At 66.9% G+C, this 26,134-nt stretch carries 21 protein-coding genes; 9 read left to right on the forward strand and 12 right to left on the reverse strand.

The features are described from left to right. Positions 1-236: 236 nt before the first annotated feature. From ACQPYH_RS11465 to ACQPYH_RS11495, 7 genes are all read right to left on the reverse strand, one after another. Positions 237-1,637: an extracellular solute-binding protein gene (locus tag ACQPYH_RS11465; protein WP_432889878.1), complete on the reverse strand. Its 1,401-nt coding sequence runs from the start codon at positions 1,635-1,637 to the stop codon at positions 237-239. A gap of 45 nt (positions 1,638-1,682) precedes the next feature. Next, complete coding sequence (locus ACQPYH_RS11470) at positions 1,683-2,444, reverse strand: sugar phosphate isomerase/epimerase family protein (protein WP_432894380.1); 762 nt, start codon at positions 2,442-2,444, stop codon at positions 1,683-1,685. Continuing rightward, positions 2,444-3,436 carry a Gfo/Idh/MocA family protein gene (locus tag ACQPYH_RS11475; protein ID WP_432889880.1) on the reverse strand — a complete coding sequence of 331 codons (993 nt, stop codon included), beginning with the start codon at positions 3,434-3,436 and terminating at the stop codon, positions 2,444-2,446. The genes ACQPYH_RS11470 and ACQPYH_RS11475 overlap by 1 nt, the downstream gene beginning before the upstream one ends. A gap of 32 nt (positions 3,437-3,468) precedes the next feature. Then, on the reverse strand, positions 3,469-4,308 hold the full coding sequence (locus ACQPYH_RS11480; protein ID WP_432889882.1) for a carbohydrate ABC transporter permease: 840 nt from the start codon (positions 4,306-4,308) through the stop codon (positions 3,469-3,471). Next, the gene (locus ACQPYH_RS11485) at positions 4,305-5,264 is read right to left on the reverse strand and encodes a carbohydrate ABC transporter permease (protein ID WP_432889884.1); all 960 of its coding nucleotides are present in this window, start codon (positions 5,262-5,264) and stop codon (positions 4,305-4,307) included. Before ACQPYH_RS11485 ends, ACQPYH_RS11480 begins: the two co-directional genes overlap by 4 nt. 16 nt (positions 5,265-5,280) lie before the next feature. Beyond that, entirely contained in the window at positions 5,281-5,640 is a 360-nt protein-coding gene (locus ACQPYH_RS11490) for a cupin domain-containing protein (protein WP_432889886.1), read from the reverse strand. Between the two features lie 93 nt (positions 5,641-5,733). Continuing rightward, positions 5,734-7,122, reverse strand: a complete 1,389-nt coding sequence (locus ACQPYH_RS11495; RefSeq protein ID WP_432889888.1) for a PLP-dependent aminotransferase family protein — start codon at positions 7,120-7,122, stop codon at positions 5,734-5,736. Between the two features lie 97 nt (positions 7,123-7,219). On the opposite strand from ACQPYH_RS11495, the gene ACQPYH_RS11500 reads away from it, so the two are divergent. Next, complete coding sequence (locus tag ACQPYH_RS11500; RefSeq protein WP_432889890.1) at positions 7,220-8,431, forward strand: Tm-1-like ATP-binding domain-containing protein; 1,212 nt, start codon at positions 7,220-7,222, stop codon at positions 8,429-8,431. A gap of 29 nt (positions 8,432-8,460) precedes the next feature. Continuing rightward, positions 8,461-9,291: a phosphoenolpyruvate hydrolase family protein gene (locus ACQPYH_RS11505; RefSeq protein WP_432889892.1), complete on the forward strand. Its 831-nt coding sequence runs from the start codon at positions 8,461-8,463 to the stop codon at positions 9,289-9,291. Between the two features lie 35 nt (positions 9,292-9,326). Here ACQPYH_RS11505 and ACQPYH_RS11510 read toward each other — a convergent pair whose 3' ends face one another. Continuing rightward, on the reverse strand, positions 9,327-10,736 hold the full coding sequence (locus ACQPYH_RS11510; RefSeq protein WP_432889894.1) for a sulfatase-like hydrolase/transferase: 1,410 nt from the start codon (positions 10,734-10,736) through the stop codon (positions 9,327-9,329). Then, positions 10,733-12,010, reverse strand: coding sequence for an MFS transporter (locus tag ACQPYH_RS11515; RefSeq protein WP_432889896.1), 1,278 nt, complete (start codon positions 12,008-12,010; stop codon positions 10,733-10,735). Before ACQPYH_RS11515 ends, ACQPYH_RS11510 begins: the two co-directional genes overlap by 4 nt. Before the next feature lie 106 nt (positions 12,011-12,116). Here ACQPYH_RS11515 and ACQPYH_RS11520 point away from each other — a divergent pair, with 106 nt between their 5' ends. Both ACQPYH_RS11520 and ACQPYH_RS11525 read left to right on the forward strand, forming a co-directional pair. Next, on the forward strand, positions 12,117-13,145 hold the full coding sequence (locus tag ACQPYH_RS11520) for a LacI family DNA-binding transcriptional regulator (protein ID WP_432889898.1): 1,029 nt from the start codon (positions 12,117-12,119) through the stop codon (positions 13,143-13,145). 144 nt (positions 13,146-13,289) lie between these two features. Beyond that, positions 13,290-15,251, forward strand: coding sequence for a transglycosylase domain-containing protein (locus ACQPYH_RS11525; RefSeq protein ID WP_432889900.1), 1,962 nt, complete (start codon positions 13,290-13,292; stop codon positions 15,249-15,251). On the opposite strand, the gene ACQPYH_RS11530 is transcribed toward ACQPYH_RS11525, so the two are convergent. Next, positions 15,244-18,663 (reverse strand): discoidin domain-containing protein, encoded by a 3,420-nt coding sequence (locus tag ACQPYH_RS11530; RefSeq protein ID WP_432889902.1) that lies wholly within the window; start codon positions 18,661-18,663, stop codon positions 15,244-15,246. The genes ACQPYH_RS11525 and ACQPYH_RS11530 overlap by 8 nt on opposite strands. A gap of 185 nt (positions 18,664-18,848) precedes the next feature. Between ACQPYH_RS11530 and ACQPYH_RS11535 the strand changes: the two genes are divergently transcribed. The 5 genes from ACQPYH_RS11535 to ACQPYH_RS11555 all read left to right on the forward strand — a co-directional run bounded on the left by ACQPYH_RS11535 (position 18,849) and on the right by ACQPYH_RS11555 (position 23,900). Continuing rightward, the gene (locus tag ACQPYH_RS11535; RefSeq protein WP_432889904.1) at positions 18,849-19,835 is read left to right on the forward strand and encodes a hydroxyacid dehydrogenase; all 987 of its coding nucleotides are present in this window, start codon (positions 18,849-18,851) and stop codon (positions 19,833-19,835) included. Between the two features lie 94 nt (positions 19,836-19,929). Continuing rightward, positions 19,930-20,868, forward strand: a complete 939-nt coding sequence (locus tag ACQPYH_RS11540; protein WP_432889906.1) for an ABC transporter permease — start codon at positions 19,930-19,932, stop codon at positions 20,866-20,868. Further along, positions 20,865-21,785 (forward strand): carbohydrate ABC transporter permease, encoded by a 921-nt coding sequence (locus ACQPYH_RS11545; RefSeq protein ID WP_432889908.1) that lies wholly within the window; start codon positions 20,865-20,867, stop codon positions 21,783-21,785. The genes ACQPYH_RS11540 and ACQPYH_RS11545 overlap by 4 nt, the downstream gene beginning before the upstream one ends. A gap of 30 nt (positions 21,786-21,815) precedes the next feature. Next, on the forward strand, positions 21,816-23,384 hold the full coding sequence (locus ACQPYH_RS11550; RefSeq protein ID WP_432889910.1) for a DUF3502 domain-containing protein: 1,569 nt from the start codon (positions 21,816-21,818) through the stop codon (positions 23,382-23,384). Between the two features lie 6 nt (positions 23,385-23,390). Beyond that, positions 23,391-23,900: a LacI family DNA-binding transcriptional regulator gene (locus tag ACQPYH_RS11555; RefSeq protein ID WP_432889912.1), complete on the forward strand. Its 510-nt coding sequence runs from the start codon at positions 23,391-23,393 to the stop codon at positions 23,898-23,900. On the opposite strand, the gene ACQPYH_RS11560 is transcribed toward ACQPYH_RS11555, so the two are convergent. Beyond that, complete coding sequence (locus ACQPYH_RS11560) at positions 23,897-24,919, reverse strand: LacI family DNA-binding transcriptional regulator (RefSeq protein ID WP_432889914.1); 1,023 nt, start codon at positions 24,917-24,919, stop codon at positions 23,897-23,899. The genes ACQPYH_RS11555 and ACQPYH_RS11560 overlap by 4 nt on opposite strands. Before the next feature lie 90 nt (positions 24,920-25,009). Then, positions 25,010-26,068, reverse strand: coding sequence for a LacI family DNA-binding transcriptional regulator (locus ACQPYH_RS11565; RefSeq protein WP_432889916.1), 1,059 nt, complete (start codon positions 26,066-26,068; stop codon positions 25,010-25,012). Positions 26,069-26,134 lie beyond the last annotated feature (66 nt).

Consider the following 26,134-nt stretch of genomic DNA (forward strand, 5'->3'; position numbering starts at 1 on the left):
TTTTGCAGCCACTGTCCACGACTCGACGTACCGGCTTAGGGCCCTTCTCCACGACTCGACGCCGGTCGGGCATCTGCCAGGTCTGTGTGATCCTGCTGGTTGGTCTGCATCTGGACAGGATGTGTGCCGGACGGCACCTGCCGACTGGCACTGGACCGCCGGACCCAGCCGTGCACCCAACTGCCCTTCTATCTCTTCTTCTGTCAGCTCTTCCCTGAAAGCTCAGCCGGGGACTTCTAGATCGAGTTGGGGATGGGGTAGCGGCCCTTGAGGAGGGGTTGGATCTTGGGTTCGAGGGCGTCCAGGACGGTCTTGGCGGGGACCTTGCCGGTGGCGATCTGTTCGATGGCGGGCGTCAGGACCTCTTGGATGGCGGGGACGTTCTTGAGGACCTGGGTGAAGTCGCGGACCGAGTTGTTCAGGCGGTAGTCGACGGCCGCGGTGCGGTACTCCGGCGGGTGTACGTCGTTCTTGGTCCAGCCGTCGATCGCTGAGGCGTCGGAGTAGTACTTCGTCTCGACCGGCATCCACAGGCCCTTCTTGAAGAGGTCGCTGTTGCTGCCGTCGACGCTGTACGCATAGAGCTCGATCGCCTGCTCGGGATGCTTCGTGGCGGAGGACATGACCCGGCAGCTGCCCGCCTCCTGCGTGATCGGCTCCTGGTACGACGGCAGTACGCCGATGCCGTACTTCAGGTCGCTCTCGCCCATGTCGAGCAGCGTCCACTGACCGTCGATCGCCATCGCGACCCGTTTCGTCTGCAGCTGGACTGTGGTGGTCGGCGCGTTCGCGGTGTCGCCGCCACCGAGCTGGGCCGGGCTGGGCGCGACCTTGTGCTTGTAGATCAGGTCCTGCAGGTCCTGGAACACCTTGACGCACTCGGGGCTGTTGAGCGTGTACTTCGTACCGCTCTCGTCGGTGACATCGCCGCCGTTGCTGCGGATCAGCGGATACCAGGTCCACTGCGTCGACAACGGAGCCGAGAGACCGAACTGACGGATCCGGTCCGCCTTGAAGCCCGAGTCGCTCGGCCGCTTCCCGTTCTGGTCGAGCGTCAGCGCGGTCGCGACCTCGAGCAGGCGGTCCCAGGACCAGGCCTTGTCAGCCTCCGCCGGAGGAGTCATCGAGGCGTCGGTGAAGAGGTCCTTGTTGTACCAGAGCAGGCTGATCTCGCTCGCCGCGGGCGTGCCGGCCACCTGCTTGTCGCCGTACCAGAAGAAGTTCTGCGGTTTGCGGCCGGACAGCTGGCTGTACTTCTCGATGTAGGGGTAGATGTTGGCGATCTTGCCTTGCTCGGCCAGCCGGTACGCCGTCGGCGCGGTCATGTACGCGACGTCCGGGAGGTTGTTACTGGCAACGAGCGTGTTGACCTTGGTCTCGTAGTCGCCCGGCACGTGTACCGGCTGGACCTTGGTGCCGGAGTGGGACTTCTCGAACGCCTTCGTCATCTGCTCGATCGCGGCCTTCTCGTTGGCCGAACCCCAGTACATGAACTGCAGGTCGACCTGGCCGCCGCTCTTGGTGGTTGATTGCCCACCGCAACCGAAGAGGCCGAGGCCGGCGGTGGCGGCGACGCCGGCGCCGAGGAAGGACCGGCGGGACAGGCCGCGCGGCAGTGAACGTGGATCGGTGGGCATCGCTGGCTCCTTCGAACGCGATGAGAAAGCTGGTACGGCGGTGGGTCAGGCCGGCAACGGATGCTGACCGAGGAAGTCGCGCGAGACCTGCAGTCCTTCGAGGATCTCGGCGCGGCTCTCTTCGTCGACGCACAGGGTGGTCCCCGGGTCGAGCTTGGCAATGGTGTCCAGGACGCTGGTCAGCTCCACCGAGCCCTGTCCCAGGAGGCGGAATTCGCCGTCCTCGTAGTCCTTGAGGTGGATGTTGTCGATCACGGCGGAGAAGTCGGTGAGCAGCCCGGAGATGTCGGTTACACCGGACTTCAGCAGGTGCCCCGTGTCAACCGTGAGCCGGAGAGTGTTGTCGCGCACGGCCCCGAAGAACACCTCGAAGTCACGACGATGCATGACGGGCTCACCGGTGTGGTGGTGCAGCGAGAGTACGACGTCCTGCCCGGCGGCCTCCTCGGCGAGATCGGACAGCTCCCCGGCGAAGCGGATCAGATCGCTGTCGTCGAGCCCGTCCCGGGGTACGTCGTGACACAGCACGACCCGTTGTGAGCCGACCCCGCTCGCGAACCCGATGATCGCGCGAAGCCGTTCCTTGCCCTCGGCATCGAGCGGGTTCATCGTGATCAACGAGGAGACATGCCCCGGCTCGGATCCCCAGTCGGCCCGGAACCGCTCGGCGTCCGCGACCGGATCGGCAAGGTAGTCGCCGTACTGGTTGCCCTTGAGCTGGAGGCCGGCGAACCCGAACTCGGGATAGCGGTCGAACAGCAGCCGCTGCTGCTCGGCGCCGCGGGTCGGTTTGGAGAATGCGATCATCACGAGGGCAGACCGTCCTTCAACTCGATGGGGGCGCCGGACTCGGCCGAACGGTAGGCGCCGTCGAGCAGCGCGATGGTCCGCAGGTTGTCCCGGCCGCTGTTCGGGGCCTCGACACCGGTCTCCACGGCGGTCAGCAGGCGATCGAGTCCGAGGAACATCGCCTCCGACCGTCCGCTGCCGACCAGCGGGTTGGGGATCGTCTTGGACTCGCCCTCGTGGTGCAGGACGGCTTCGGCGTACCCGAGCTGGAGGGTGCCCGTCGTACCGAAGACCACCGTTTCGGTGCGGTCGAGCCTGCTGGAGAAGCTCTGGACGTAGGTGACCGGGGTGTCGCCGAAGAAGATCTGGACGCTGGCGTCGGTCTCACCGGCCGCTTCGATGGCCGGCGACGAGAACGTCCGGGCCGACAGCCAGGTCGCTTCCTTGCCCAAGAGCAGGCGGAACCCGTCGAACCAGTGGATTCCCATCACCGACAACGCGTGGTGTTGCTGGGTCAGCCGCCAGCCCTTGTCCTGCCGGAACATCATCTCCTGCTGAGAGATCGCCAGTACGTCGCCGATCTCGCCCTGCTCGATCAGCTCGCGGCCGAGGCCGAAGGCGTAGCTGTCCCGGAAGTTCTGGTTGACGGCGAGCTGGACCCTCGCCGCGTCACAGGCGTCCACGATCGACTTGGCGTCGGCGAAGTCGAACGAGAGCGGCTTCTCCACGAAGATGTGCTTGCCCGCGGCAGCGAGCTCGAGTACGGCGGAGGTCCGCACGTGGCTCGGCGTACAGACGACTGCGACGTCCCAGCCGCCGGCCTCGATCATCTCGGCGACGGACTCGTACGTACGCGTGACGCCGTAGGTGTCGCGCACCCACTCGCGTCGTTCGGCGAGCGGATCCGCCGCCGCGACGACCTCGACGCGGTCCGGGTGGTTGGCGTAGCTGGTCAGGTGGGATCGGGAGATGTTGCCTGCCCCGACGAGGGCGATCTTGTGTACGGTCATGTGCCTTCCAAAGCAGTCGGCGGAGAAGATGGTCAGCCCTTGACCCCGGTCAGGGTGACGCCTTCGATCAGGTAGCGCTGGGCGAAGAAGAACAGGACGACGATCGGCAGGATGGTCGCGGTGGCGGCCGCCATCAGGTAGCCCCACTGCGCGTTGTAGGTGCCCTGGAACGACGCGAGGCCGAGGGCGAGGGTGAACTTGCTGCTGTCGTTGAGGTAGATCAGCGGATCGAGGAACTCGTTCCAGGTCCGGATGAAGGTGAAGATCCCGACCACCATCAGCGCCGGCTTCGAGAGCGGGACGATCACCTGCCAGAACACCCGCAACGGCGAGGCTCCGTCGATGTACGCCGCCTCGTCGAGCTCGTACGGGATGGTCAGGAAGAACTGCCGGAGCAGGAACACGTTGAAGATGCCGCCGCCCGCGCCACCGAGCCAGGCCGGCACGATCAGCGGGTAGTAGGTGTTGATCGCCTGGACCGCGTCCCACATCAGGAACGTGGGCACGAGCAGCACGGCCTGCGGCAGCATCAGCCCACTGAGCAGGATGCCGAACACGATGTTGCGTCCGCGCCAGCGGAGCCGGGAGAAACTGAACGCCGCGATCGAGCAGGTGAGCAGCGTGCCGACGACCGTGAAGACCTCGATGATCATCGTGTTGAGGAAGTAGCGGGCGAACGGTTGCGCGGTCAGCGCCTCGCTGAAGTTCGACCATTTGAAGGGGTTCGGGATCCACTCCGGCGGCGCGATGAACATCTGGTTGTTGTCCATCAACGCACTGCGGACCAGCCAGACGAACGGCAGCAGGGTCGGTACCACTCCGACGATCAGTACGGCGTAGAGGAGGATCCGGCGCTTGCGGACCTTGGTCATCGCGCGGCTCCCATCTCGTAGTAGACCCAACGGTTCGACGACCGGAAGAGGGCCACCGTGATCACCATGACGAGGACGAACAGCACCCACGCGAGTGCGCTCGCGTAGCCCATCTGGCTCTTGGTGAAGGCGGTCGTGTAGAGGTAGTACACGTAGAAGGTCGACGCGTTGTTCGGGCCGCCCTGGGTCATGATGTAGGCCTGGTTGAAGACCTGGAACGTGCCGATGATGCTGGTGACGAGGTTGTAGAACAGCACCGGCGTCATCATCGGCAGCGTGACGTGGCGGAACTGCCGCCAGGCGCCGCCGCCGTCGATCGCCACCGCCTCGTAGAGATGCCGCGGTACGCCCTGCAGGCCGGCGAGGAAGATCACCATGATGTTGCCGAAACCCCAACTGCTCATGAGGATCAGCGACGGCACCACAGCGGTCTCACTGAAGACCCAGTTGGAGGTAGGCGCCCCCAGTTGCCGCAGGGTCGAGTTCAGCAGGCCGAAGTCCGGGTTGAAGATCCACAGCCACAGCACGGCGTTCGCGACGCTCGGCACCAGCGTCGGCAGGTAGTAGATGGTGCGATAGACGCCGAGACCGCGGACCTTCGCGTTCAGCAGCATCGCGATCGCGAACGCGACCACCAGCGTCAGCGGCACCGCGCCGAGCGTGTAGTACGTCGTGACGCCGAGCGACTTGAGGAACAGCGGATCGCTGGTGAACATCTTCGTGTAGTTGTCGATGCCGACGAACGACGGAGTCGACCCGATGGTCCAGTCGGTCAGGCTGAGCACCGCCGAGACCGCCATCGGCGCCAGGCTGAAGACGACGAACCCGATGATGGCAGGCATCGCCAGCAGCAGACCCCAGCGGCGCTCGAGCCGGCTCTGCCCGCTGACCCCGCTCCGCACCTTCCGCGCCGCTCGTGTCAAAGCTGTACGGCGGATCGCGACCTCGTCTGTCATGTCACCCTCCCGGCTTCTACTCGCCGACGACCTTCCGGTCGGGTGTCGAGAACGCGATCAGCATCACCGCGGTGTCGGTACCGACGTTGCGGGCGTTGTGGACCGTCCCCGCCGGGATCGAGATGGTGTCGCCGGCGGACATCGGCAGCTGGGTATCGCCGAGGCGGTGGTCGATCGTTCCGCTGACGACGTGCAGCACCTCGTCGCAGTTCGGGTGGTAGTGCGGGGGATTCTGCTCGCCGGGCTCGATCGTGCACCGACCGATCGTCATCGTGTCGGAGTTGCCGATGGCCCCCGAAACCATCCACTCCAGCTTGCCCCACGGCTGGGGCTCGACGACGACCTCGTCGGCAGGTGTCAGTCCTCCACGACCCACGATGTGCCTCCTGGCGTTGGCTGTCCGTTGTCCTGCCATCCTGGAAGCAGGACGTGAAGTCCGACAGTGCCAATTCGGCACTCGTGGCGAGGATCAGCCGCGGTTGCCGACGATCCGCCAGGCCTCGGCCAGCGCGCGTACTCCGGCCAATAGTTCGGCGTGACTCGCCGCGAACCCGATCCGCAGGTGGTCGTCGAAGTCGTCGATACAGCTGAAGGTCGGGCCGGGAAGCAGTTGTACGCCGAGACGTTCCGCGCGTTGGACGAGCGTTGTCGCAATCGGGACCGGCAGCCGGACCCATAGGGACGCTCCGCCGACCGGCACCACTGGTTCCCATTCAGGCAGGAGTTCGGTGAGCGAGTCGAGGACGAGGTCGCGGGCCGCTCCGAGCACCCGGCTGCGCTCGGCTCTGGCCTCGTCGATCCGGGGCAGGAGCCGTGCAGTCGTCACCTGCGCGAGGAGCGACGTACCGAGATCCTCGCCCGCCTTAATCGATGCCAGCGCCGCGACGGTCGCGGGATCGGCACGCAACCAACCCACTCGCAGGCCGCCCCAGAACGACTTGCTGACCGAGCCGACCGTGATCACGCCCGGCCCCCAAGCGGCCATCGGCGTCGCCGGCGGTTCGTCGATCATCGCGTCCGCCAGCGTCGTGTCGTCGAGCACGGTCAGGCCGAGGTTCGTGGCGGTGATCGCCAGCTGCCGTCGCCGGCCGGTGTTCATCACCGAACCGGTCGGGTTGTGCACGGTCGACTGCATCACGAGGAGCTTCGGCCTGGTACGGCGTACCGCGGCGATCAGCTCGGAGGTCTCGATGCCGTACGGTCCGCGCCGGATCGGTTCGAGCCGCGCGCCCGCGGCCCGGAGTACCTCGATCGCGCCGCGGAACGACGGCTCCTCGACCAATGCGACCGATCCCGGCTCGAGCATCGAGACAGCGGCCATCCGCATCGCCTGCTGGGCGCCGGAGGTGATCAGGATCTGGTCGGAGATGGTCGGCAGGCCGATCGAGCTGTAGTACTTCGCGACCTCGGCGCGCAGCGCGGGCAGACCCTCGGGGACGTAGCCGTGGGAGTCGACCAGCGGCGCGAGCTCCGGACCCACGACCGAGGCGGCGTCCACGACCAGGCGGAGTCCCGGGAGCGCGGCGCTGCGCAGGTCGATCCGCGGTCCGATGCTCGGCGCGTTCGCCAGGAACGACTCGAACCGGTCGTCACCGCGTACCCCGAGGAACTGCCGGGCCGAGCTGACATACGTGCCGTCACCGCGCCGGCTGGTCAGGATCCCGTCGCCGCGCAGCTCGTCGAACGCCGAGCCGACAGTGTTGCGACTGACGTCCAGCGCCTCGGCGAGCGAACGTTCGGACGGCAGCCGGACACCGGCCGCCAGCTTGCCGGAGACGACCAGCATCCGCAGGTGGCTCGCCAGTTGCGTGTGCAGAGCGCCCTCGCCCAGCCCCCACTGTCCCATCAGGCGAACCATCTGATGCACATTCAGCGGGGTGACCATTCGCGGGGAATTGGCTCTCGTTGCCTTCATTCCGGTCCTCCATCATGGGACAGAACTTCGGGAGGAGACCATGGCCACCGTCGCACTCGTAGGCACGCTCGACACCAAGAGCTCCGAGTATCGGTTCGTCGCCGAACGACTCCACGACCTCGGAGTCGAGGTGATCATGATCGACTGCGGAGTGCTAGGGGAGCCGGGCTTCCCACCGCAGATCTCTCGCCGTGAGGTCGCCGGGCGAGCCGGTGAGGACCTCGACCGATTGGTCGCTGCGGGTGATCGCGGCGCGGCCGTCCAGGCGATGTCGCGCGGGGCGGCGAAGGTCGTCGAGGAGTTGTACGGCGCGGGCCGGCTACAGGGCGCGATGGCCCTCGGCGGCACCGGCGGTACCTCGCTCGCAGCAGCAGCGTTCCGGCCACTGCCGCTCGGCGTACCCAAGCTGATCGTGTCGACAGCCGCTGCCGGCGACAATTCGCCGTACGTCGGTGAGACGGATCTGATCCTGGTCCCGAGCGTGGTCGATGTGGCCGGGCTGAACCGGATCTCGACCCGTGTCCTCGGCAACGCCGCCGCGGCGATGGCCGGCATGGTCACCGCGGCGCCGGTCCAGGCGTCGAGCGACGAGAAGCCCCTGGTGGCGGCTTCAATGTTCGGCGTCACGACCCCGTGCGTCACCAGGGCGCGGGAGCAGTTGGAGGCGCTGGGGTATGAGGTCCTGGTCTTCCACATGACGGGCGCCGGCGGACGCACGCTCGAATCGCTGGTGTCGAACGGCATGCTCGCGGGCGTCCTCGACGTCACGACGACCGAGCTGGCCGATCACCTCGTCGGCGGAATCTTCGACGCCGGACCTGATCGGCTCCGCGCCGCGGCGCGGACCGGGACTCCCGCGGTCGTCTCGCTCGGCGCTCTCGACATGGTCAACTTCGGGCCGGTGGACACCGTGCCTTCACAGTTCGCGGATCGCTTGTTCTACCAGCACAACGCGACTACGACCTTGATGCGTACGACGCCCGCGGAGTGTCGCGAGCTCGGCACTCAACTGGCGGCGAGGGTTCGGGAGTCGGTGGGGCCGGCGACGGTCTTCATCCCCTTGAACGGCATCTCGGCGATCGCGGTCAAGGACGGGGCGTTCTACGACCCGGAGGCCGACCAGGAACTGTTCGACGCTGTCCGCGCCGGACTGCGGGACAGCTCTGTCGAGCTGGTCGAACTGAGTTCCGACATCAACGCCGTGGAGTTCGCCGACGCCATGGTGCAGCGGTTGCACAGCGCGATTTCCTGAGCAACAAGAGATCACGAGGGAGACCGAGTATGGGCCGAATCGAGCGCCACGACATCCTGCAGCGGTTGCGCGGCAAGGTGGAGCGGCACGAGCCGATCGTCGGCGGCGGAGCCGGTACCGGCCTGTCCGCCAAGTGCGAGGAGGCCGGGGGGATCGACCTGATCATCGTCTACAACTCGGGACGGTTCCGGATGGCGGGGCGCGGTTCGCTGGCCGGATTGCTTGCCTACGGCAACGCCAACGACATCGTGCTCGAGATGGCGGCCGAGATCGTCACCGTCGTCGAGAAGACGCCGGTGCTGGCCGGCGTCAACGCCACCGACCCGTTCTACCAGCCCGACGCCTTCCTCGCGAAGCTCGTCGCGGCCGGGTACTCCGGCGTACAGAACTTCCCGACCGTCGGGCTGATCGACGGCACCTTCCGCCAGAACCTCGAAGAGACCGGCATGGGCTACCAGCGGGAGGTCGAGCTGATCCGGCTCGCGGCCGAGCGCGACCTGCTGACCACGCCGTACGTCTTCTCCGCCGAGGACGCCGCCGCGATGGCCGAGGCCGGCGCCGACGTGATCGTCTGCCACATGGGCCTGACCACCGGCGGCCAGATCGGCGCCGGGACCGCGCGCAACCTCGACGACTGCGTCCAACTGAGCAACGAATGGTCCGAGGCCGCCCGCGCCGTCCGCGACGACATCATCATCCTCGTCCACGGCGGCCCGGTGGCCGAACCCGCCGACGCCGAATACGTCCTCCGCAAAACCACCGGCATCCACGGCTTCTACGGCGCCTCCTCCCTCGAACGCCTCCCGGTCGAACGAGCCCTCATAGAACAAACCCAAGCCTTCACCGCAATCACCTTCTAAAGGCCACGCCTCCCACAGCAGGGGATCACCGGGGCTCAGGTACGGGTGGGAAGCTTACGGCCTGTGAGCAGTTGCCGGGCCATCCACTCGTTCTCGACGAATGAGTCCTCGTCGTGGAGCAGTTGCTCGTACAGTCGCTTGCGGAGGTCGGCGAGGATCCGGGTGGAACTGTCGTCGCCGATGCGATTGACGAGTTCCTCCGGATCGTCGTCGAGGTTGTACAGCTCGTCCACGTCGGTCGGGTTCCAGACGTACTTCCACGATCTGGTGCGGATCATGCGCTGGATGAACAAGCCGAACTGCTGACCGTTGTACGTCGACACCACCTGCTCGCGTGCCTCCAGCGCCGCTGTCGGTATCAGGCCGGTGTCGACGTGATCGAAGAGGGCCAGACCCTGTGCGCCTGGTGGTGCGGGGATACCGGTGAGCGTGCTGATGGTCGGCGGTAGATCGAGGGTGTTGTAGGCGAACCCGTCGATCACGTTGCCTTCAGCAATCATTCCGGGCCAGCTCATGATCATCGGGACCCGGACGACGTTGTCGTACATGACGTAATGCTTGTCCATCATGCCGTGCGAGCCGCACATGTCCCCGTGATCCGTGGTGTAGACGACGAGGGTGTCCGCTGCCGCGCCGGCCTCGTCGACGGCGTCCAGCACCCTGCCGATCGCATCGTCCAGCTGTGCGATGACCGCGTAGTACCGTGCGACGATCGGCGCCCAGTCCTCCCAGGTGTAGTCCTCGACACCCCAGTTGAGGAGCTGTTGGCGCTGGATGTACGGCTTGCGCTCCAACGGATCTTCGAAGTCCCGCCACTGCGGGATCGCGTCGACCGGGAAGCGATCGGCGAACTCGGCGGTGGGCTGGCACGGCAGATGGGGTTCGAGAAAGTCCAGGCGGGCGTGCCAGGGTTGCCCACTGGCCGTTGCTTCGCGGATGAAGTCGGCGGTCTGGTCGGCGAACCAGTGCGTGCGGCTGTCCGCGGTCGGCACGGGATCGACCTCGCCGAACCAGTCCTCCAGCAGCGACGAGTCCGGGTACTGCTGCGCCCGCCACCTGTCGTAGGCGTCGAGCGGTACCCAGTCGTCGTACCCGAAGTCTGTGGGGTCGTGGTCGGGGTTGACGTGCCACTTGCCGAGATACCGGCTGCGATAGCCGAGCTTCTGGAGCTCACGCGGCCAGGAGTACGACGCGGGGTCGAGGGCGGGGATCCGGGGCCCGAGGTCGTAGTTCCACAGGTTTCCGGTCGTCTCCGGGCGGCGGCCGGTCAGCAACGATTGGCGCGCGGGCGTGCACAGCGGGATCGGTGTGTACGCCGAGGAGAAGGTGGCGCCCTGTGCGGCGAGGGCATCGAGCCGGGGCGTGCTCACCGGATAGGAACCGGATGCGCCGACGCAGTCGAGCCGATGCTGGTCGGACACGATGAGCAGGATGCTGGGCTTCACGCGACTCCCGTCCGCTCGGCCTGGACCTGCTCGAGGCTCTTGCCGGCAGTGTCGGGCATGAACACGGCGCCGATCACGCCGCTGATGGTGAGGAATCCGGTGAGCAACCAGCCGAGGGTGGAGACGCCCGCGACCGCGATCACCGGGACGGCGAGGCTCCAGAAGAACAGCGCGACCCGCACCCCGCCGTACACGAGACCTTGTGCTGTGGTGCGAACGCTGGTGGGGAACAGCTCGCTCAGCCAGACGCGGATCATCGGGTACTGCGCCATGCCCTGGCCGAGGCCGAACAGCACTACGTTGCAGATGGCAACTGTCGTGGTCAGCGGGAACAGCGCAAACAGCAGGAATGCGATCGCTTGGAGAGCTGCGCCGATCGAGAAGATCAGGCGACGGCGACCGGTATCGGCCAGCGGCATGAACACCAGCGCGACGGAGATGATGCCGCAGAGGAACCCCAGCGCCTGGATCGCCACCGATCCGGTCTGGCCCTGGGCGCCGACCGTGCGGAGGATGAACGGCAGGAAGACACCGTTCGTGCCGGCGGCGAGGTTCCAGAACAGGAACACCGAGGCTGTGAACGCGATCGCTGTGCCGCTGGAGCGGGTGAAGAGCTCCCGGATCTTCGTGAAGGACAGCGGGTTGCCCGTCTGGCCTGCCTGCTGCTCCTTCCAACGGACCGATTCACCCATGCCGTTGCGCAGCGCCCAGGTGACCAGCGCGAGGACGAAGAGGTGCCCGAAGACGATCCTCGGTGCCCATTCACCGGTCGGCGCGAGGAACGCGGCGATCGCGAGCGTGACCACCGGGCCCAGGTTCCAGAGAATGTTGGTCACCCCGAGCAATCGGCCCCGCGAGTGGCCGGGCGATCCTTCGCTCAGCAGTGCCCACGACGTCGGAATGTCGACACCGACCGCGAAGCCGACGATGACGGAGCCGATCAGCAACATCGGCACACCCTGGGCGAAGATGAAGAACAGGATGCCGAACGCGTACAGCAGCAGGTCGAACTGGTAGATGCGTTTGCGGCCGATGGCGTCGCCCAGCCTGCCTCCGACGATCGCGCCGATACCTGCCGCCAGCGCGTTCGGGCCGAGGGCGGTGATCAGCCCGACCGTCGACGACGACAGTGCGAACTGGGTCTTCCAGATCGCCAGCGAGGCGCCGATCGCGACGATCGAGCCCGCGTCGATGTAATCGGCCATGGAGCTGAGGATCGCGAGCTTCCAGGGCCTCCTGGTCTGCTGCTCGACGGCCCGGGCGACATCGGTCATCACGTCACATCCTCTGGTCCAAGACTCGTGGATCGATCCATGGATCGATCCACGAAACGGTAAGGCCAGCTAGGGGACAGGTCAACCCCTCGGTACCCTGTGCCTCATGACCAAGCGCAGGGACACGCCCGGAGACGTTCGGATGCTCGACGTGGCCGCCGCGGCCGGGGTGTCCCGCTCGACGGTGTCCAACGTGCTGCGAGGGCGCGAGGACGTGGCCGAAGATCTGCGCCTGCGGGTGCTCGAGCACGCGGACCGGTTGGGGTACGTCTACAACCGGGGAGCGGCGGGGCTGCGGATGCGGCAGTCCCAGCTGGTCGGCCTGGTCATCCCTGACATTGCGAACCCGTTCATCTCCGAGGCTGTTCGCGGGGCGCATGAGGTTCTCGCGGCGCGCGGATACCTGGTGGCCACGATCGAGACGGGGGATGACGTCGAGCGGCAGGCCGTCGTACTGCGTTCTCTCGCCGAGCACCGCGTCGACGGATTCCTGCTCCTGCCCGCTCTCGGGTCGGTGGCCGAGGATGTGCTCGCCACCCTCGCCGGTCTCCCTGCGGTCATCCTGAATCGGGACATCGGCGCCGCGAATCTGCCCTACGTCGGGCCGGACGAAGAGTCGGTGGGCAGACTCGGGGCAGAGCATCTGATCTCGACCCATGGCTGCTCCTCGATTGCGTACTTCGGCGGCTCGCCGGCGGCCCGCCCGCGCGTGGAACGTGCCCACGCGTTCGGCAGGTACGCAGCGGGTTCTGACGTCGACCTTGCCTCGTCGTGGTCCGTTCCGTGTGAGGCGAGCCCGGCGGCGGCGTACGAGATCGCTCGTGACCTGCTCGTCGGCGGGGACGTCCCGGCCGGCGTGATGTGTCACAGCGACACGATCGCCTACGGCCTGCTCCGCGCCCTCCGGGCAAGTGACGTTTCCAGCGAACGCTGTCGGGTCATCGGCTGTGACGACCTGCCGGACTCGGCTTTCTGGAACCCTTCACTGACGAGCGTCTCCGTCGACTCGAGCCTCATCGGCCGCACAGCGGCCAACTCTCTACTCCGCACCTTCGGCCACGACCTCGACCTGACCGACGTCCCCGCCCCGCACCTCATCCTCCGCGAATCCTGCGGCTGCCCCAGACCCAGCTGAGAGTGGCGGGTGTGGATTGAAGGTGCGGGCTAGCCTGGCGGGGTGCGCACGAGTGGGCGTGGCGTTCGGGGACTGACTCGGTTGTTCGGTGTCAGTGCATTGGCTGGTGCTTTGCTGGCTGGGCTGGTGGTACCGCTAGCAGGGTTGACAGGGATTGCCTCGGAGCAGGTGGTCGACTCGCTGCACGGGCTGCCGGAGCAGTTGACGGCTCAGCCGCCCGATGTGCGGACCCGGATCCTGGCTGATGACGGGAGCCTGATCGCCAATCTGTACGACGAGAACCGGGTTCCGGTCGGGCTGGATCAGATCGCGCCGACCATGCGGCAGGCGATCGTCGCCATCGAGGACTCGCGGTTCTACCAGCACGGCGCGCTCGACCTCGAGGGCACGCTGCGGGCGATGATCCGCAACCACGCCGACGGCACGGAGCAGGGTGGATCGAGCATCACGCAGCAGTACGTCAAGCTCACCCTGCTCGAGAACGCCCGTACGCCGGCCGAACAGCGCGCCGCGACCGCGCTCACGTATCAGCGCAAGCTGACCGAACTCCGCTATGCGATCGCGGTCGAGCAGCAGTACTCCAAGGACGAGATCCTGGACAAGTATCTGAACCTGGCCAACTTCGGCGACGGGACGTACGGCGTCCAGTCCGCGGCCCAGCACTATTTCGGCGTCAACGCCTCGCAGCTGACCCTGCCGGAGTCGGCGATGCTGGCCGGCCTCGTCAAGAACCCGACCGGCTACGACCCGGTGACCAACCCGGAGCAGGCCAAGGACCGCCGGGACACCGTGATCGGGCGGATGCTCCAGCTCGGCGTGATCTCGGTCGCGGAGGCCAACTCGGCGCAGCGGACGCCGGTGATCGACCTGTCCCGCGTGCACACGGTTCCGAACGGGTGCGCGAACTCGCCGTACCCGTTCTACTGCGAGTACGTCGTCTCCAAGCTCCTCGATGACCCTGCGCTCGGCGCCAACGCCCAGGCGCGGGACGACTACCTCAAGACCGGTGGCCTGACGATCCGGACGTCGCTCGACCCGCGGATCCAGGCCGCCGCGCAGCAGTCGATCGACGAGCACAGCAAGCCGACCGACAACACGATCGCCGCGATCACCGTGGTCCAGCCGGGGACGGGGCTCGTCGAGGCGATGGTGCAGAGCAAGCCGTACGGTTCCGGCCGCGACGAGACGGCGTACAACTACAACGTCGAGAAGTCCTATGCGGGCGGGTACGGCGGGTTCCAGAACGGCTCGACGATGAAGGCGTTCACGATCGCGGCGGCGATTCAGCAGGGCATCCCGATCAGCTACAAGATCAACTCACCGGCGCAGATCGATCTGAGCGGCGTCCCGTTCCAGACCTGCACGGGCGTCACCCGGAACCTCGACTACCAGCCGAAGAACTCGACCCAGAGCGGCGACTTCAGCATGGTCGACGCGGCCCGGTACTCCGTGAACACCTACTTCCTGCAGCTGTCCGAGAAGACCGGGCTGTGCGCGCCCGCGACCATCGCGGCGAAGCTCGGGATGTACAACGCGCAGACGCTGCAGCCGCTCGACCAGGTGGTGTCGTTCACGCTCGGAGTCGGCTATGTGACTCCGCTGATGCTGTCGAACGCCTACGCGACCTTCGCCGACCGCGGTGTCTACTGCCAGCCGCTCCTCGTCACCTCCGTCACCGACCAGACCGGCAAGTCGATCGTTGCCCAAGGCCCGTCCTGCAAGCAGGCCATCGAGCCGTGGGTCGCCGACGGCGTGAACCGCGTGCTGGGCGCGGTGATGCAGCCCGGAGGTACCGGCGGGAACCTGAGCTTCGGGAGCTGGGACCTGGCCGGCAAGACGGGCACGATCAACAACAACCTGGCCGTCTGGTTCTCCGGCTACACCCCCGACCTGGCCGCGGCGGCGGTGGTCGCCGACGCGACCCCGCCGTACACGAACCTGATGTTCGGCCACGACCTCAACGACCAGGACATCGCCGATCCGACCGGCTCCGGCACGGCAGGCCCACTGTGGGAGTCCGCCATGCGGCAGGCCCTCACCGGCCTGCCGCACGACCACTTCGTCTCCCCGCCAAGCCGCGTACTCGGCAACCCCCTGACTAGCTAGTGGTGAGGAGCTGGACCTCGGCGAGGTTGGTGAAGCCGCCGTGGGTGTCGGTGACTCGGAGGAGGGGTTGGGAGGTCGGGGCGGGCAGTTGGTAGACGTACCACTGGTTGCCGTCGGCAATTCCTGTGACGGTGGTGAGGGTGGTCCAGGTGGTGCCGCCGTCGGGTGAGGCTTGGATGGTGGTTCCGTTGGCGCGGGCGGGGAAGTTGCTGCGTGGGTGGACTCGTACGGCGTTGAAGGTGAGCGTCGTACCGGTCGGGGGAGTGACCTGGACCCAGCCGTTGCCGCTGGTGGTGTCGGTGAAGGTGTTGATGTCGCCGTCGAACATCCGCCAGCCGTTTGCCTCGGGTGTGCCGACGCCGGGGAAGGCGGGGCTGGAGGCAACGACCCAGCTCTGCGCGATCGGAACCGTGCGGACGCGGGTGTTCCAGAGTTGGAGTGAGCTGCCGTCGGTGGTGCCGACGATTGTTGCGCCGGTCTGACCAGTGGCCGTGGTGTAGTCGACGCTGAAGCGCAGCGTGCGGCCGTAGGCGACGTCATCGGGCAGCGTCGCGGTCGCCGTCCAGTGGGTGCTGTCGCTGCTGGTGACGTGTGCGTCGAGGCCCTCGATGTTCGCTGCCACGGTGCTCAGCGGTTCGTTGGCGGTCATCGTGACGGTGACGGTGTCGCCGTTCTGGGCGAGGGTCGGGTCGCTGTCGGTCGAGGCGATCGAGACGGACTGCATCGCCGTACTCATCTCAACCCGCTGTCCGTAGACCCGGAACTCGCTGAAGCTGGACAAACCGGGGTACGCCGGATCGGTCGGCACACCCGGATGGTCGACCTGGAGCTTCAAGAACCGGAAGCTCTTCCCCTTGACCTCGTCCCGGACCGGAATCCGCTCCAAGGCGAACCCATTGTCCGAGGTATCGGTCGTTTCGCGGGACGTCAGCAACGTCCACGTCCGGCCGTCGTTCGACCCGTAGACATTGGCGCCCTGGGTCCGATTCCCGAAGTTGTATCGGGCCTGCAATCCGAACGCGTCGGCGGTGATCCGGAAGCCGGATCCGAAGTCGATGATCGCCGGCGCGGTCAGGTCGCCTGAGAACGTGTTGAAGTCACCGTCGAGCATGTTGCCCAGGGCAACCTGGGATAGCGTCGCCGAGGTGGCCCGGCCCCAGTAGTCGAACGATCCGTCGTCGGACATCGTCGGCGTCAGCTTCTCCAGGTGCGCGACCGCGCTCTGGAGGTTGACGAGATCAGCGGCGAAGGTCGCCGGGTCCGCGCTCTGGGCATGCCCCTCGGCGACGGCCTTCGCGGCCTCGACCGCACTCGCGGTCGCACGGGTGTAGCCGACGGCGTCGTACCCGTCCAGCGCCGCACGGATTGCCGCCGAGCGGTCCCGGCTGACCGTCAGTTGCACTCGGAGTACGGCGTCTGTGGTCGGGTCGGAGGCAACGACGAAGGTGTTGACCGTGCCGACCTGCCGCGTGGTCGGACGCCATGTCAGCGTTCCCGTCTGCGCGTCGATCGCTGCTCCCGCGGGCAGCGCTGTGCCAGCTGTGTAGGCGAGCGGATCGTTGTCCGTGGCAACAAGCGGTATCGACAGCGGTTCACCCGCGACACCCAGCAGACGGACGTCGGCGCCTTGCGGGAACTGCGGCGGTGACAGCTCGGTCTTTGCCTTCAGGTTGACGGCATCGAGATCCACATCGGATCCCAGGACGGTGTAGTACGCGAGATACTCGCCGCCCGCGCTGCCGCGGAGCTTGCTGGTGCTCATGTCGTAGGTGATGTACCGCCACTTGCCATGCGTGTCAGGCAGCGTCAACGAGTAGTACGGCGCGAGCGTGCGTTCCTTGCGGATCTGCAACGTCGCCGTACCGTTCGTCCGGATCAGGATGCCGACCGGGCTGTACCCGGACCGGTCGTCGTACAGCAGCGTCCGCACTGCCAAGGTCGAGTGGGCCTTCATCCGGACGTACGTCCCGTGCACCGACGTCCCCGGCGTGATCGGCACCGTGCGCGTCTCCGCCTGCACCAGTGCGTTCTGTTGCACCGGCGTCGTCGTACCCGCGAGCGATGCGGGGAACGACAGCCAGGCGTCCGGATTGAAGTCCGGGTTGCTGTTCCAGAAGTTGTACGGCGCCGTGCCCCAGAAGAACTGCGGTCCGCCGTCCTGCTTGGTCGCCAGTTCGGTGATGCTCGGCGCGATCTTGGAAACAGCCGGTCCGAGCAGGCCCTTGTAGATCGTGTAGAGCTCGTTGGTGGGGTCGAAGAGCCGGCCGCGATACGCCTGCGAGAGCACGCCGCCGCGTTGCGTGGTGTCGATCCAGGGGATGTCCTTGCCCATCATGAACGCGAAGAACTGCTCCGATCCGCGCAGCAGCCGGTAGTCCCCGAACGCGTACGGCGAGACCGCGTCGCCGCGCGTCGACACCGTGCCGTGGACCGGATCGAGCCGGGTGCCCTGGACGTCGATGACCCGCGCGATCTGCGTCAGCATCGTGACGTCGTCCCAGGCATGTGCCTGGTCCCGTCCCATCTCTTGCAACTGCACGAACGAGCGCCCGTACGGGTTGCGCGGATCCTTCTTGGCGATGACCGGCATCACCTTGCTGAGCGCGCCGTTGGTGTCGGCGTCGGTGTTGGTGGAGTTGACCGAGAACCACTCGACCGCCTCGCGATAGCGGGGGAGGTTGTCGGTGAAGATGTAGCCGGCGATCGCGCCGATCAGTGAGTAGCTGTGCTGGCCCATGAAGTTGTGGTTGCGGTAAAGGAAGGTCTGGGTGAGCGGTACGACGAGATTGGCGGTCAGGTTCGCCGTGTCGCTGTCGTTCCAGGCGAGGTCGTAGCCGCTCGTCCCCGGGTTCACGCTGGTGTAGCGCAGGATCTCCGCGGCCGCGAGCATCCGCATCAGCGGGGCACCACTGTGGATGTGGGCGTCCGCGTAGTACACGTAGCCGTTCGGATCCATGTGGCTCCAGATCCGGATCAGCCGCAGGCTGTTCTCGCGGTACACCGGATCGCCGGTGATGACGTACTGGATCGCCTGCGTGTACGCGCGGAACGCGTCGTCGATGAACTGGGACTCGACGCCCTGCGAGTTGAACGCCTTGTTCGCGGGCTGGTCCGCACCGGGGCCCTGGTTCCGCGAGCTGAAGGTCGTCGACGCGTACGACGTGGCGGTCATCGCCGCGTAGTACGACGCCCACGGTTCGACGTGCTGCTGCACCTGGGTACGCGCGGTCTCGAGCGACGACGCGCTGACCGCCAGACCGGGATGCACGAACCCGGCCGCCGAAGTCACGCGGTTGATCGTCGGTGCGGGGAATCCGGCGGCGGCCGCGGGTGGCGCGACCCCCACGAGCCCGCCTATCGCCGTGAGGACGGCAGCCACCGCAACCGCCACGGCTGCCCTGAGCTGATTCATCGTGGGTCACTCTCCCTAGATCGTCGGCGGGACCAGCGGGAGCCTCGCATCGCGGTCAGCGGCGGCCAAGAACGAACCTGTTCCCGAAAATTTTGGAACCCTCATAGTTAACGATTGCTGTGCGACGCTTGAGCGCACATCGAGCGGTTGATCCAGAAAGCGCTCTCTGAACTTTTGGAGGTACTGTGCCTGATCGACCGCCGGCCGTCTTCGTCTTGTCTGCGGAGCACTGGCCGTCGCTGTTCCCGGCCGCCGTCCTGCGGCGGATCGGCGAGCTCGTCGCCTGCGATCCGGTCCTGGTCGTCGACCGGTTCGACGATCCGCGCCTCGACGGCCGGCTCGCCGACCTCGAGATCCTGATCACCGGCTGGGGCTGTCCCGCGGTCGACGTACCACTGCTGGACGCGATGCCGAAACTCCGCGCGGTGCTGCATGCCGCCGGCAGCGTGAAGGGGCATCTGTGTCCGGAGGTGTGGGAGCGGGGCATTGCCGTCTCGTCCGCGGCGTCGGCCAACGCCGTACCGGTCGCGGAGTACACCCTCGGTGCGATTCTGCTGGCGGGGAAGGGTGCGTTCGGACTACGGGAGCGCTATCGCCGGGACCAGGGCTTCGAGCTCGGGTTCATCCATCCGGATGTGGGCAACTACGGGCGCACGGTCGGCATCATCGGCGCGTCTCGGATCGGCCGGCAGGTGATCGATCTCCTGCGGCCGCTGGACTTTCACGTCCAGATCTACGACCCGTACGCCGACGACCTGCCCGTGGTCGATCTGGCGACGTTGCTCTCGACCAGCGACATCGTGAGCGTGCATGCCCCCTCCACGCCGGAGACGTATCGCATGATCGGGCGGGAGCAGTTGGCGCTGATGCCCGACGGTGCCACGTTGATCAACACCGCGCGCGGACAGCTCGTCGACACAGAGGCGCTGACCGCCGAACTGCTGTCGGGACGCCTCGCGGCGGTCCTCGACGTGACCGATCCTGAGCCGCTGCCGCCTGGATCTCCGCTGCTCAGCCTGCCGAACGCTTTCGTCACACCACACGTCGCGGGCTCGCACGGAAACGAGCTCACCCGCCTCGGTGCCTGCGTCGCGGATGAGCTCCAGCGCTTCCTGTCCGGGGACCCGCTGCGCTTCCCGGTGGTACTCGCTGACCTCGACCGTGGCGCGTAAAGACAACGATTGCCTCCTCTTGACACACCCAAGAGCCGCAGTTAAGTTCACCGCACATGGAAAGCGCTTTCTATAGAATCGGAAGGAGACTGCCATGACCGATCTGCCGGCCGGGCGGCGCCGCGCGATGCTGCGGACGAGCCTGTGGCTGAGTCTGCTGGCACTGCCCGCGGTGGCGTTCTTCCTGGTCTTCAGTTACGCGCCGATGGCCGGGCTGGTGGTCGCCTTCAAGGAGTTCGACATCAGCCGCGGCATCTTCGGCAGCCCGTGGAACGGCCTGGACAACTTCCGGTACTTCTTCAGCTCCGGCGACGCGCAGCGGATCCTGGTGAACACGATCCTGCTCAACGTGCTGTTCCTGGCCGCGACGCTCGCGGCCGGCGTCACGCTCGCGCTGATGCTCAACGAGCTCCGCGGCCGGTACTTCAAGCGCGTCGCCCAGTCGACGATCTTCTTCCCGTACTTCGTCTCGCCGGTCGTGATCGCGATCATGCTGCAGGTCCTGCTGTCCGGGCCGGCCGGCTCGGGTGGCGCGGTGAACGACGCGCTGTCGGGCTTCGGCCTGCCGACCGTCAGTTGGTACACCGAGCCCGGACCGTGGCCGTGGATCCTCACCGTGGTGAAGGTCTGGCAGATGGGCGGCTACATGAGTGTCATCTTCCTGGCCGCGATCACGTCGATCCCCGAGGACGTCTACGAGGCCGGCCAGATCGACGGCGCGAGCCGTGCGCAGATGGCGTTCCGGATCACGCTCCCGTTGCTCAAGCCGACCGCGGCGGTGCTGCTCGTCCTCGGCGTCGGCCGGATCTTCTACGGCGACTTCGGCACGATCTACGCGATCATCGGCGACAACGGCACGCTGTTCCCGACGACCGATGTCATCGACACCTACGTCTTCCGTTCCCTGCGCCAGATCGGCGACTTCGGCACCACGGCCGCGATCGGCCTGTTCCAGTCCGTCGTCGGTTTCGTCCTGGTCGCGACGGCCCTGCTGATCCAGCGCCGGTACTCGAAGGAAACGAGCCTGCTGTGACCACTGCCATCACCTCGAGCCTGGCGAAGACCACCGCCCGGACCGCGACCCGGCGGCGCCGTCGCCCGGAAGCCTTCACCGTCGTCAGCGTCATCGGCGTCACCTGCTTCATGGTGATCTGCCTGGTGCCGTTCTGGATGATCGTGTCCGGTTCGTTCACCGACGAGCAGACGCTGGCCACCAGCGGGTACAGCCTGATCCCGAGGCCGTTCTCCACCACGTCGTACGAGCTGATCTTCACCGGCCCGACGGTGCTGAGCGCCTACACCGCGAGCATCTTCATCACTGTGGTCGGTACGGCGATGGCGCTGGCCTTCACGTCCGGGCTGAGCTGGGTCATCGCGCGGCGTTTGCCCTACGTCAGCAGGCCGTTGGCGGTCTTCGCGTACATCCCGATGCTGTTCACCGGCGGACTGGTCCCGCTGTACCTCCTGGTCACGCAGTACCTGAAGCTGCAGAACAGCTACTTCGCCGTCATCCTGCCGTTGCTCGTGGCACCTTTCCTGGTGTTCATCCAGGTCTCGGCCTTCCGCCAGCTGCCCGAGGAGATCCTCGACTCGGCGCGGGTCGACGGCGCGGGGGAGATGCAGATCTTCTTCCGCATCGGGCTCCCGCTGTCCAAGCCGATCCTCGCGGTGATCGGCCTGTTCTACGCCGTGCACTACTGGAACGAATGGTTCACGGCGCTGTTGTTCATGTCGGACGTACACAAGTATCCGCTGCCGCTGTTGCTGCAGAACCTGATCTCGAACGTCTCGTTCTCGCAGATGCTGCCGACGGCCGCGGAGCAATCGACGCCGGTCTACCAGCTCCGGCTCGCCCTGACGGTCGTCACCATCGGCCCGATCCTGCTCGCGTATCCCTTCGCGCAGCGCTACTTCGTCAAAGGCATCACTCTCGGAGCCACCAAAGGCTGACTCCGCCACCTCAGTACTACAGGAGGCATCGTGCCCGCCACATCTCCAGCCGGTCTCAGCAGGCGCGGCTTTCTGGCCGCCACCGGCGGCCTGTCCCTCGCGTCCCTTCTCGGCCTGAACGGTTGCGGCGACTCGTCGTCCGGTTCCGGCTCCGGTTCCGGTGGGAGCGTCGACAACCTCGCGTTGCTGCTCCCCGGTGACGCGCCGAAGGGCTGGGACGCCGTACTCGCGAAGGTCAACGAGAAGCTGAAGAAGGATCTCGGCTTCACCATCTCGCCGCAGTTCATCGCCTGGTCGAACTACCAGCAGCAGTCGCTGCTGAAGTTCACCGCCGGCGAGAAGTTCGACACCGCGCTCCAGGCGCGCTGGCTGAACATGATCCAGCTGGTCGCGAGCAAGTCCCTCGTGCCGGTCGGCGACCTGATCGCCAAGTACCCGAACCTCAGCAAGACCCTTGATTCGCAGCTGCTCGAGCAGAACAAGTGGTCCGGCAAGCTGTACGGCATCCCGCAGGTCAACTCGGCCGCCCGCCTGCACCACTTCACCGTCCGCCAGGACCTGGCCGACAAGCTCGGCGTCGGCGACCTCAGCACGTTCGACCAGCTGGAGAAGTTCTGGTACGACGTGAAACAGAAGGAGAAGATCACCCCGGTCGGCATCTCGTCGAACATGCCCGACCTGCTCGTCGCGTTCGCCCCGGTGGGCTGGCTCAACCAGCACGACTGGGAGAACCCGCATGTCAGCGTGCAGACCTTCAGCGGCGGCTCGTTCCCGTTCTACCTGGCGCAGGACGGCAAGACGACCGGCTCGGCCCACCCGATCCCGTTCTGGGAGGCGCCCGGCGTTCTCGACGCGCTCCGCACGGTACGCAAGTACTACCTGGACGGCATCATCAACAAGGACGCGCTGAACGTCGACTCTTCGACGATCGGCACCCAGTTCGAGTCCGGCCGGATCTCCACCCGCTGGGCGATGACCGACGGGCTGTCGTCGCAGGCGCTCGCGCCATTGCGCAAGGCCGTGCCGGGTGCCCAGATCGCCAACGTCATCCCGCTCGGCGGCGGCAAGGGCGCGAAGCCGAACCAGACCTTCCAAGCCGACAACTTCGTCGTGCTCAACGTCAAGGGCAAGAGCAACGAGCGGGCCATGCAACTGGAGGACTGGGTCTCGATCAAGGAGAACCACGATCTGCTCAGCTACGGCGTCGAAGGCAAGGACTGGAAGCCGGTCGGTACGGACAAGTTCGAGCAGCTGTCGCAGTATGCCTTCCCCGGGTTCGCCCTGTGCTGGCGGCAGAAACTCGAGAAGAAGATCAAGGACATCACGCCGACCGAGGAGGCGTGGTTCGACTGGGCACAGGACTACAACAACTTCACCGTCGACCCGTACGCGTCGTTCGTGCCGGACGTGACGCCGGTGAAGCGGCAGGACAGCCAGGTCAGCGCGGCGATGACGCAGTACGGGAACCCGTTGTGGATCGGAGCGGTCGACGTCGACAAGGGCCTGGACAGCTTGAAGAAGGCCGTCGACAAGGCCGGGCTCGCGGACCTGCAGGCCGAGATGGAGAAGCAGGCGAACGCATACCTCAAGGGCGCCTGAGGACCGATGAGTACGCCGCGGAGGAAGCTCGCCGTCGTCGCACGGGAGGCCGGCGTCTCGGTGTCCACGGTGTCGAAGGTACTGCGGGCGTACCCGGACGTGGCGCCCGCGACGCGCGAGCGGGTGCGCGCCGTACTGCGGAGCGCCGGGTATCCGGTGGAGACCGCAGTACGGCGGCATCCATCCGTGCTGGTCGACGTCGTGGTCGGTAGCACCGAGCGGACCTGGGCCGGCGAGGTTCTCGCCGGCCTGGCCGAGCGGGTCCGCGAGCCCGGGCTGGCTGTCGTGGTCACGACGGTCATGCCCGGGTGCCCGGTCCCCAGGTTGTGGCTTGAGCAGCTGTTCGCGCGGGGCAGCCGCGGGGTGATCGGGCTCGACGCGGAGTTCACCGAGGTGCAGCGGGCGTACCTCGCGGCACATCAGATCCCTTGTGTACTGGTCGATTCCGGCCTCGACGACGCGGTGTCACATGCACTGGCGGCGATCCTCGAGATGCCCGCGGAGCTCGCCGGCTAACGCACCCGGCTGACCGAGCTCCGGATCACCACATGGGTCTTGAACAGCCGGTGATCTCCGGTCCAGCCCGGCTGCAGATGCTGGTCGGAGACTGCGATCTGGGCCGCCGTACGGCCGAGATCCTCATAGGGCACGTGCACGGTGGTCAGACGCGGGCGCAGGTCCTGGGCGAGCTCGACGTCGTCGTACCCGACGACCGACAGGTCCTCCGGCACGGACAGGCCCTGCTCGTTCGCGGCGGCGTACACCCCGGCCGCGACGACGTCGGTGCCTGCGAAGACGGCAGTGAAGTCGTGGCCTGCGGTGAGCCTGCGCCGGGTCAACTGGTAGCCCGAGGCGCGGGTGAAGACGCCGTGCTCGACCAACTCCGGAGCATCCGGTACGCCGAAGTCGGTCAGCGCTCTGCGATGCCCTGCGAGCCGCTCGATGCTGGTGCTGTGCCGCTTCTCGCCGGCCAGGAAGAGGATGCGCCGATGGCCCTGCGACAGCAGATGGCTGGTGAGGGCGTAGGCGCCGTTCTCGTTGTCATACTCGATCACGGCGGCGGGAACCCCGTCGCCCAACGGCGGCCGGCCGCAGAGCACCAGGAGCGAACCGGCCGCGTGGAGTGAGTTCGCGATCTCGGTCATCTTCTGCCGGTACTCGTCGGCTCCGTCCGTGACGCCGCCGATCAGGATCACCGCGCCGGCTCGCTGCTCACGCATCAGTTGCACGAGCGCAAGCTCCCGCTCCGGGACGCCCTGGGTGGTGCCGATCAGCGTGAGCCAGCCGCGCTGCGCCGCTTCCTGCTCGACGCCGTGGGCCGCATCGGCGAAGGACTGGCCGCGAACATCCGCCAGGATGAACGCCATCGTCTTCGATCCAGCTCCCGCCGCGAGCGCCCGAGCGTGCGTGTTGGCGGAGTAGTTCAGCTCGCGGATCGACCGCTGGACGCGTTGGCGGGCGGAACGGGAGACCGGGTAGTTGTCGGCCAGCACCCGGGAGACCGTCGCCGGTGAAACCCCTGCATGGGCGGCCACATCGGCAAGTGTCGGACCCGTCGACGCCCTCCGACGACCGGATGCTCCCTCGTCTGTCATGTTCCCCTCTCGTGGCACCGCGGGCCGAGTCTAATCCTGGCGCGGGGGAGCGGTGGACGACCGGATCACCACGTGCGTCCCCAGCATCATGTGCTGGTCGAGAGCGTGCTCGTCGCGATGCAACGCCAGCCGTACGGCGGCTCGGCCGAGTTCCTCGTGCGGGATGCGGACGGTCGTCAGCGCGGGGTTGAGATCCGCGCTGAGCGGGATGTCGTCGTACCCCACGACCGAGACGTCCTCGGGGACCCGCAGGCCGGCGTCCCGCAGGGCGGCGAGTACGCCGCTGGCGACCATGTCGGTGACGGCGACGACGGCCGTCATCCCGGCACCGCGAGCCACCAGCGCGGTCGTCTGCCGGTAACCGGACTCGCGATCGTAGTTGCCGCTGACAATGAGTTCGCGATCGATCTCGACCCCGCGGGCGGTATGTGCCGCGGTGTACCCACCCAGTCGAGCGCCCGTCGTCGTGTGCTCCGGCTCGCCGGCGCCGACGAACGCGATCCGCCGGTGCCCGAGGGAGATCAGGTAGTCGGTCACCGCGAACGCTCCGCCCTCGTTGTCGTACTCGACGACAGTGGCCGGCACATCCGGACCGATCGGCGGCCGGCCGCACAGCACCAGCCGGGAGCCGACGCGGTCGAGCGAGTGCGCGATCTCCGCCATCCGGCGGGTGTGGGACTCGGTCCGCAGACCGCCGCCGACGAGTACGACGGCCTCGGCCTGCTGCTCGCGCATCAACTCGATCAGCTCGAGCTCGCGATCGGGGTCGCCGTGATGGGTGGAGACCAGACAGACTCTGCCCTCGGCGGTGGCCTGCAGCTCCACGCCCTGACCGATGCAGGCGAACAACGGCCCGACCAGGTCGCGGACCACGAACGCGACAGTCCGGGTCGATCCGCCGACGAGCGCCCGGGCCTGGGCGTTGATGACGTAGTCGAGGTCGCGGACCGCGCGGAGCACTCGCTTCCGGGTCGAGGCGCTGACCGGATAGTCGCCGCCGAGCACTCGCGAGACGGTGGTGGCGCTCACGTTGGCGGCGGCCGCGACGTCCTTGACCGTCGGCCGGCCGTTGGACGACGGTCTGGGCACTCGGGTCTCCTCGATGGGTCGAAAATTTCGCTGCTGGAGCATGGTCTGGAGCTGGATAGAAAACGT

Origin of the sequence: Kribbella sp. CA-245084 (genome assembly GCF_050942355.1) — a bacterium.
Lineage (GTDB): Bacteria > Actinomycetota > Actinomycetes > Propionibacteriales > Kribbellaceae > Kribbella.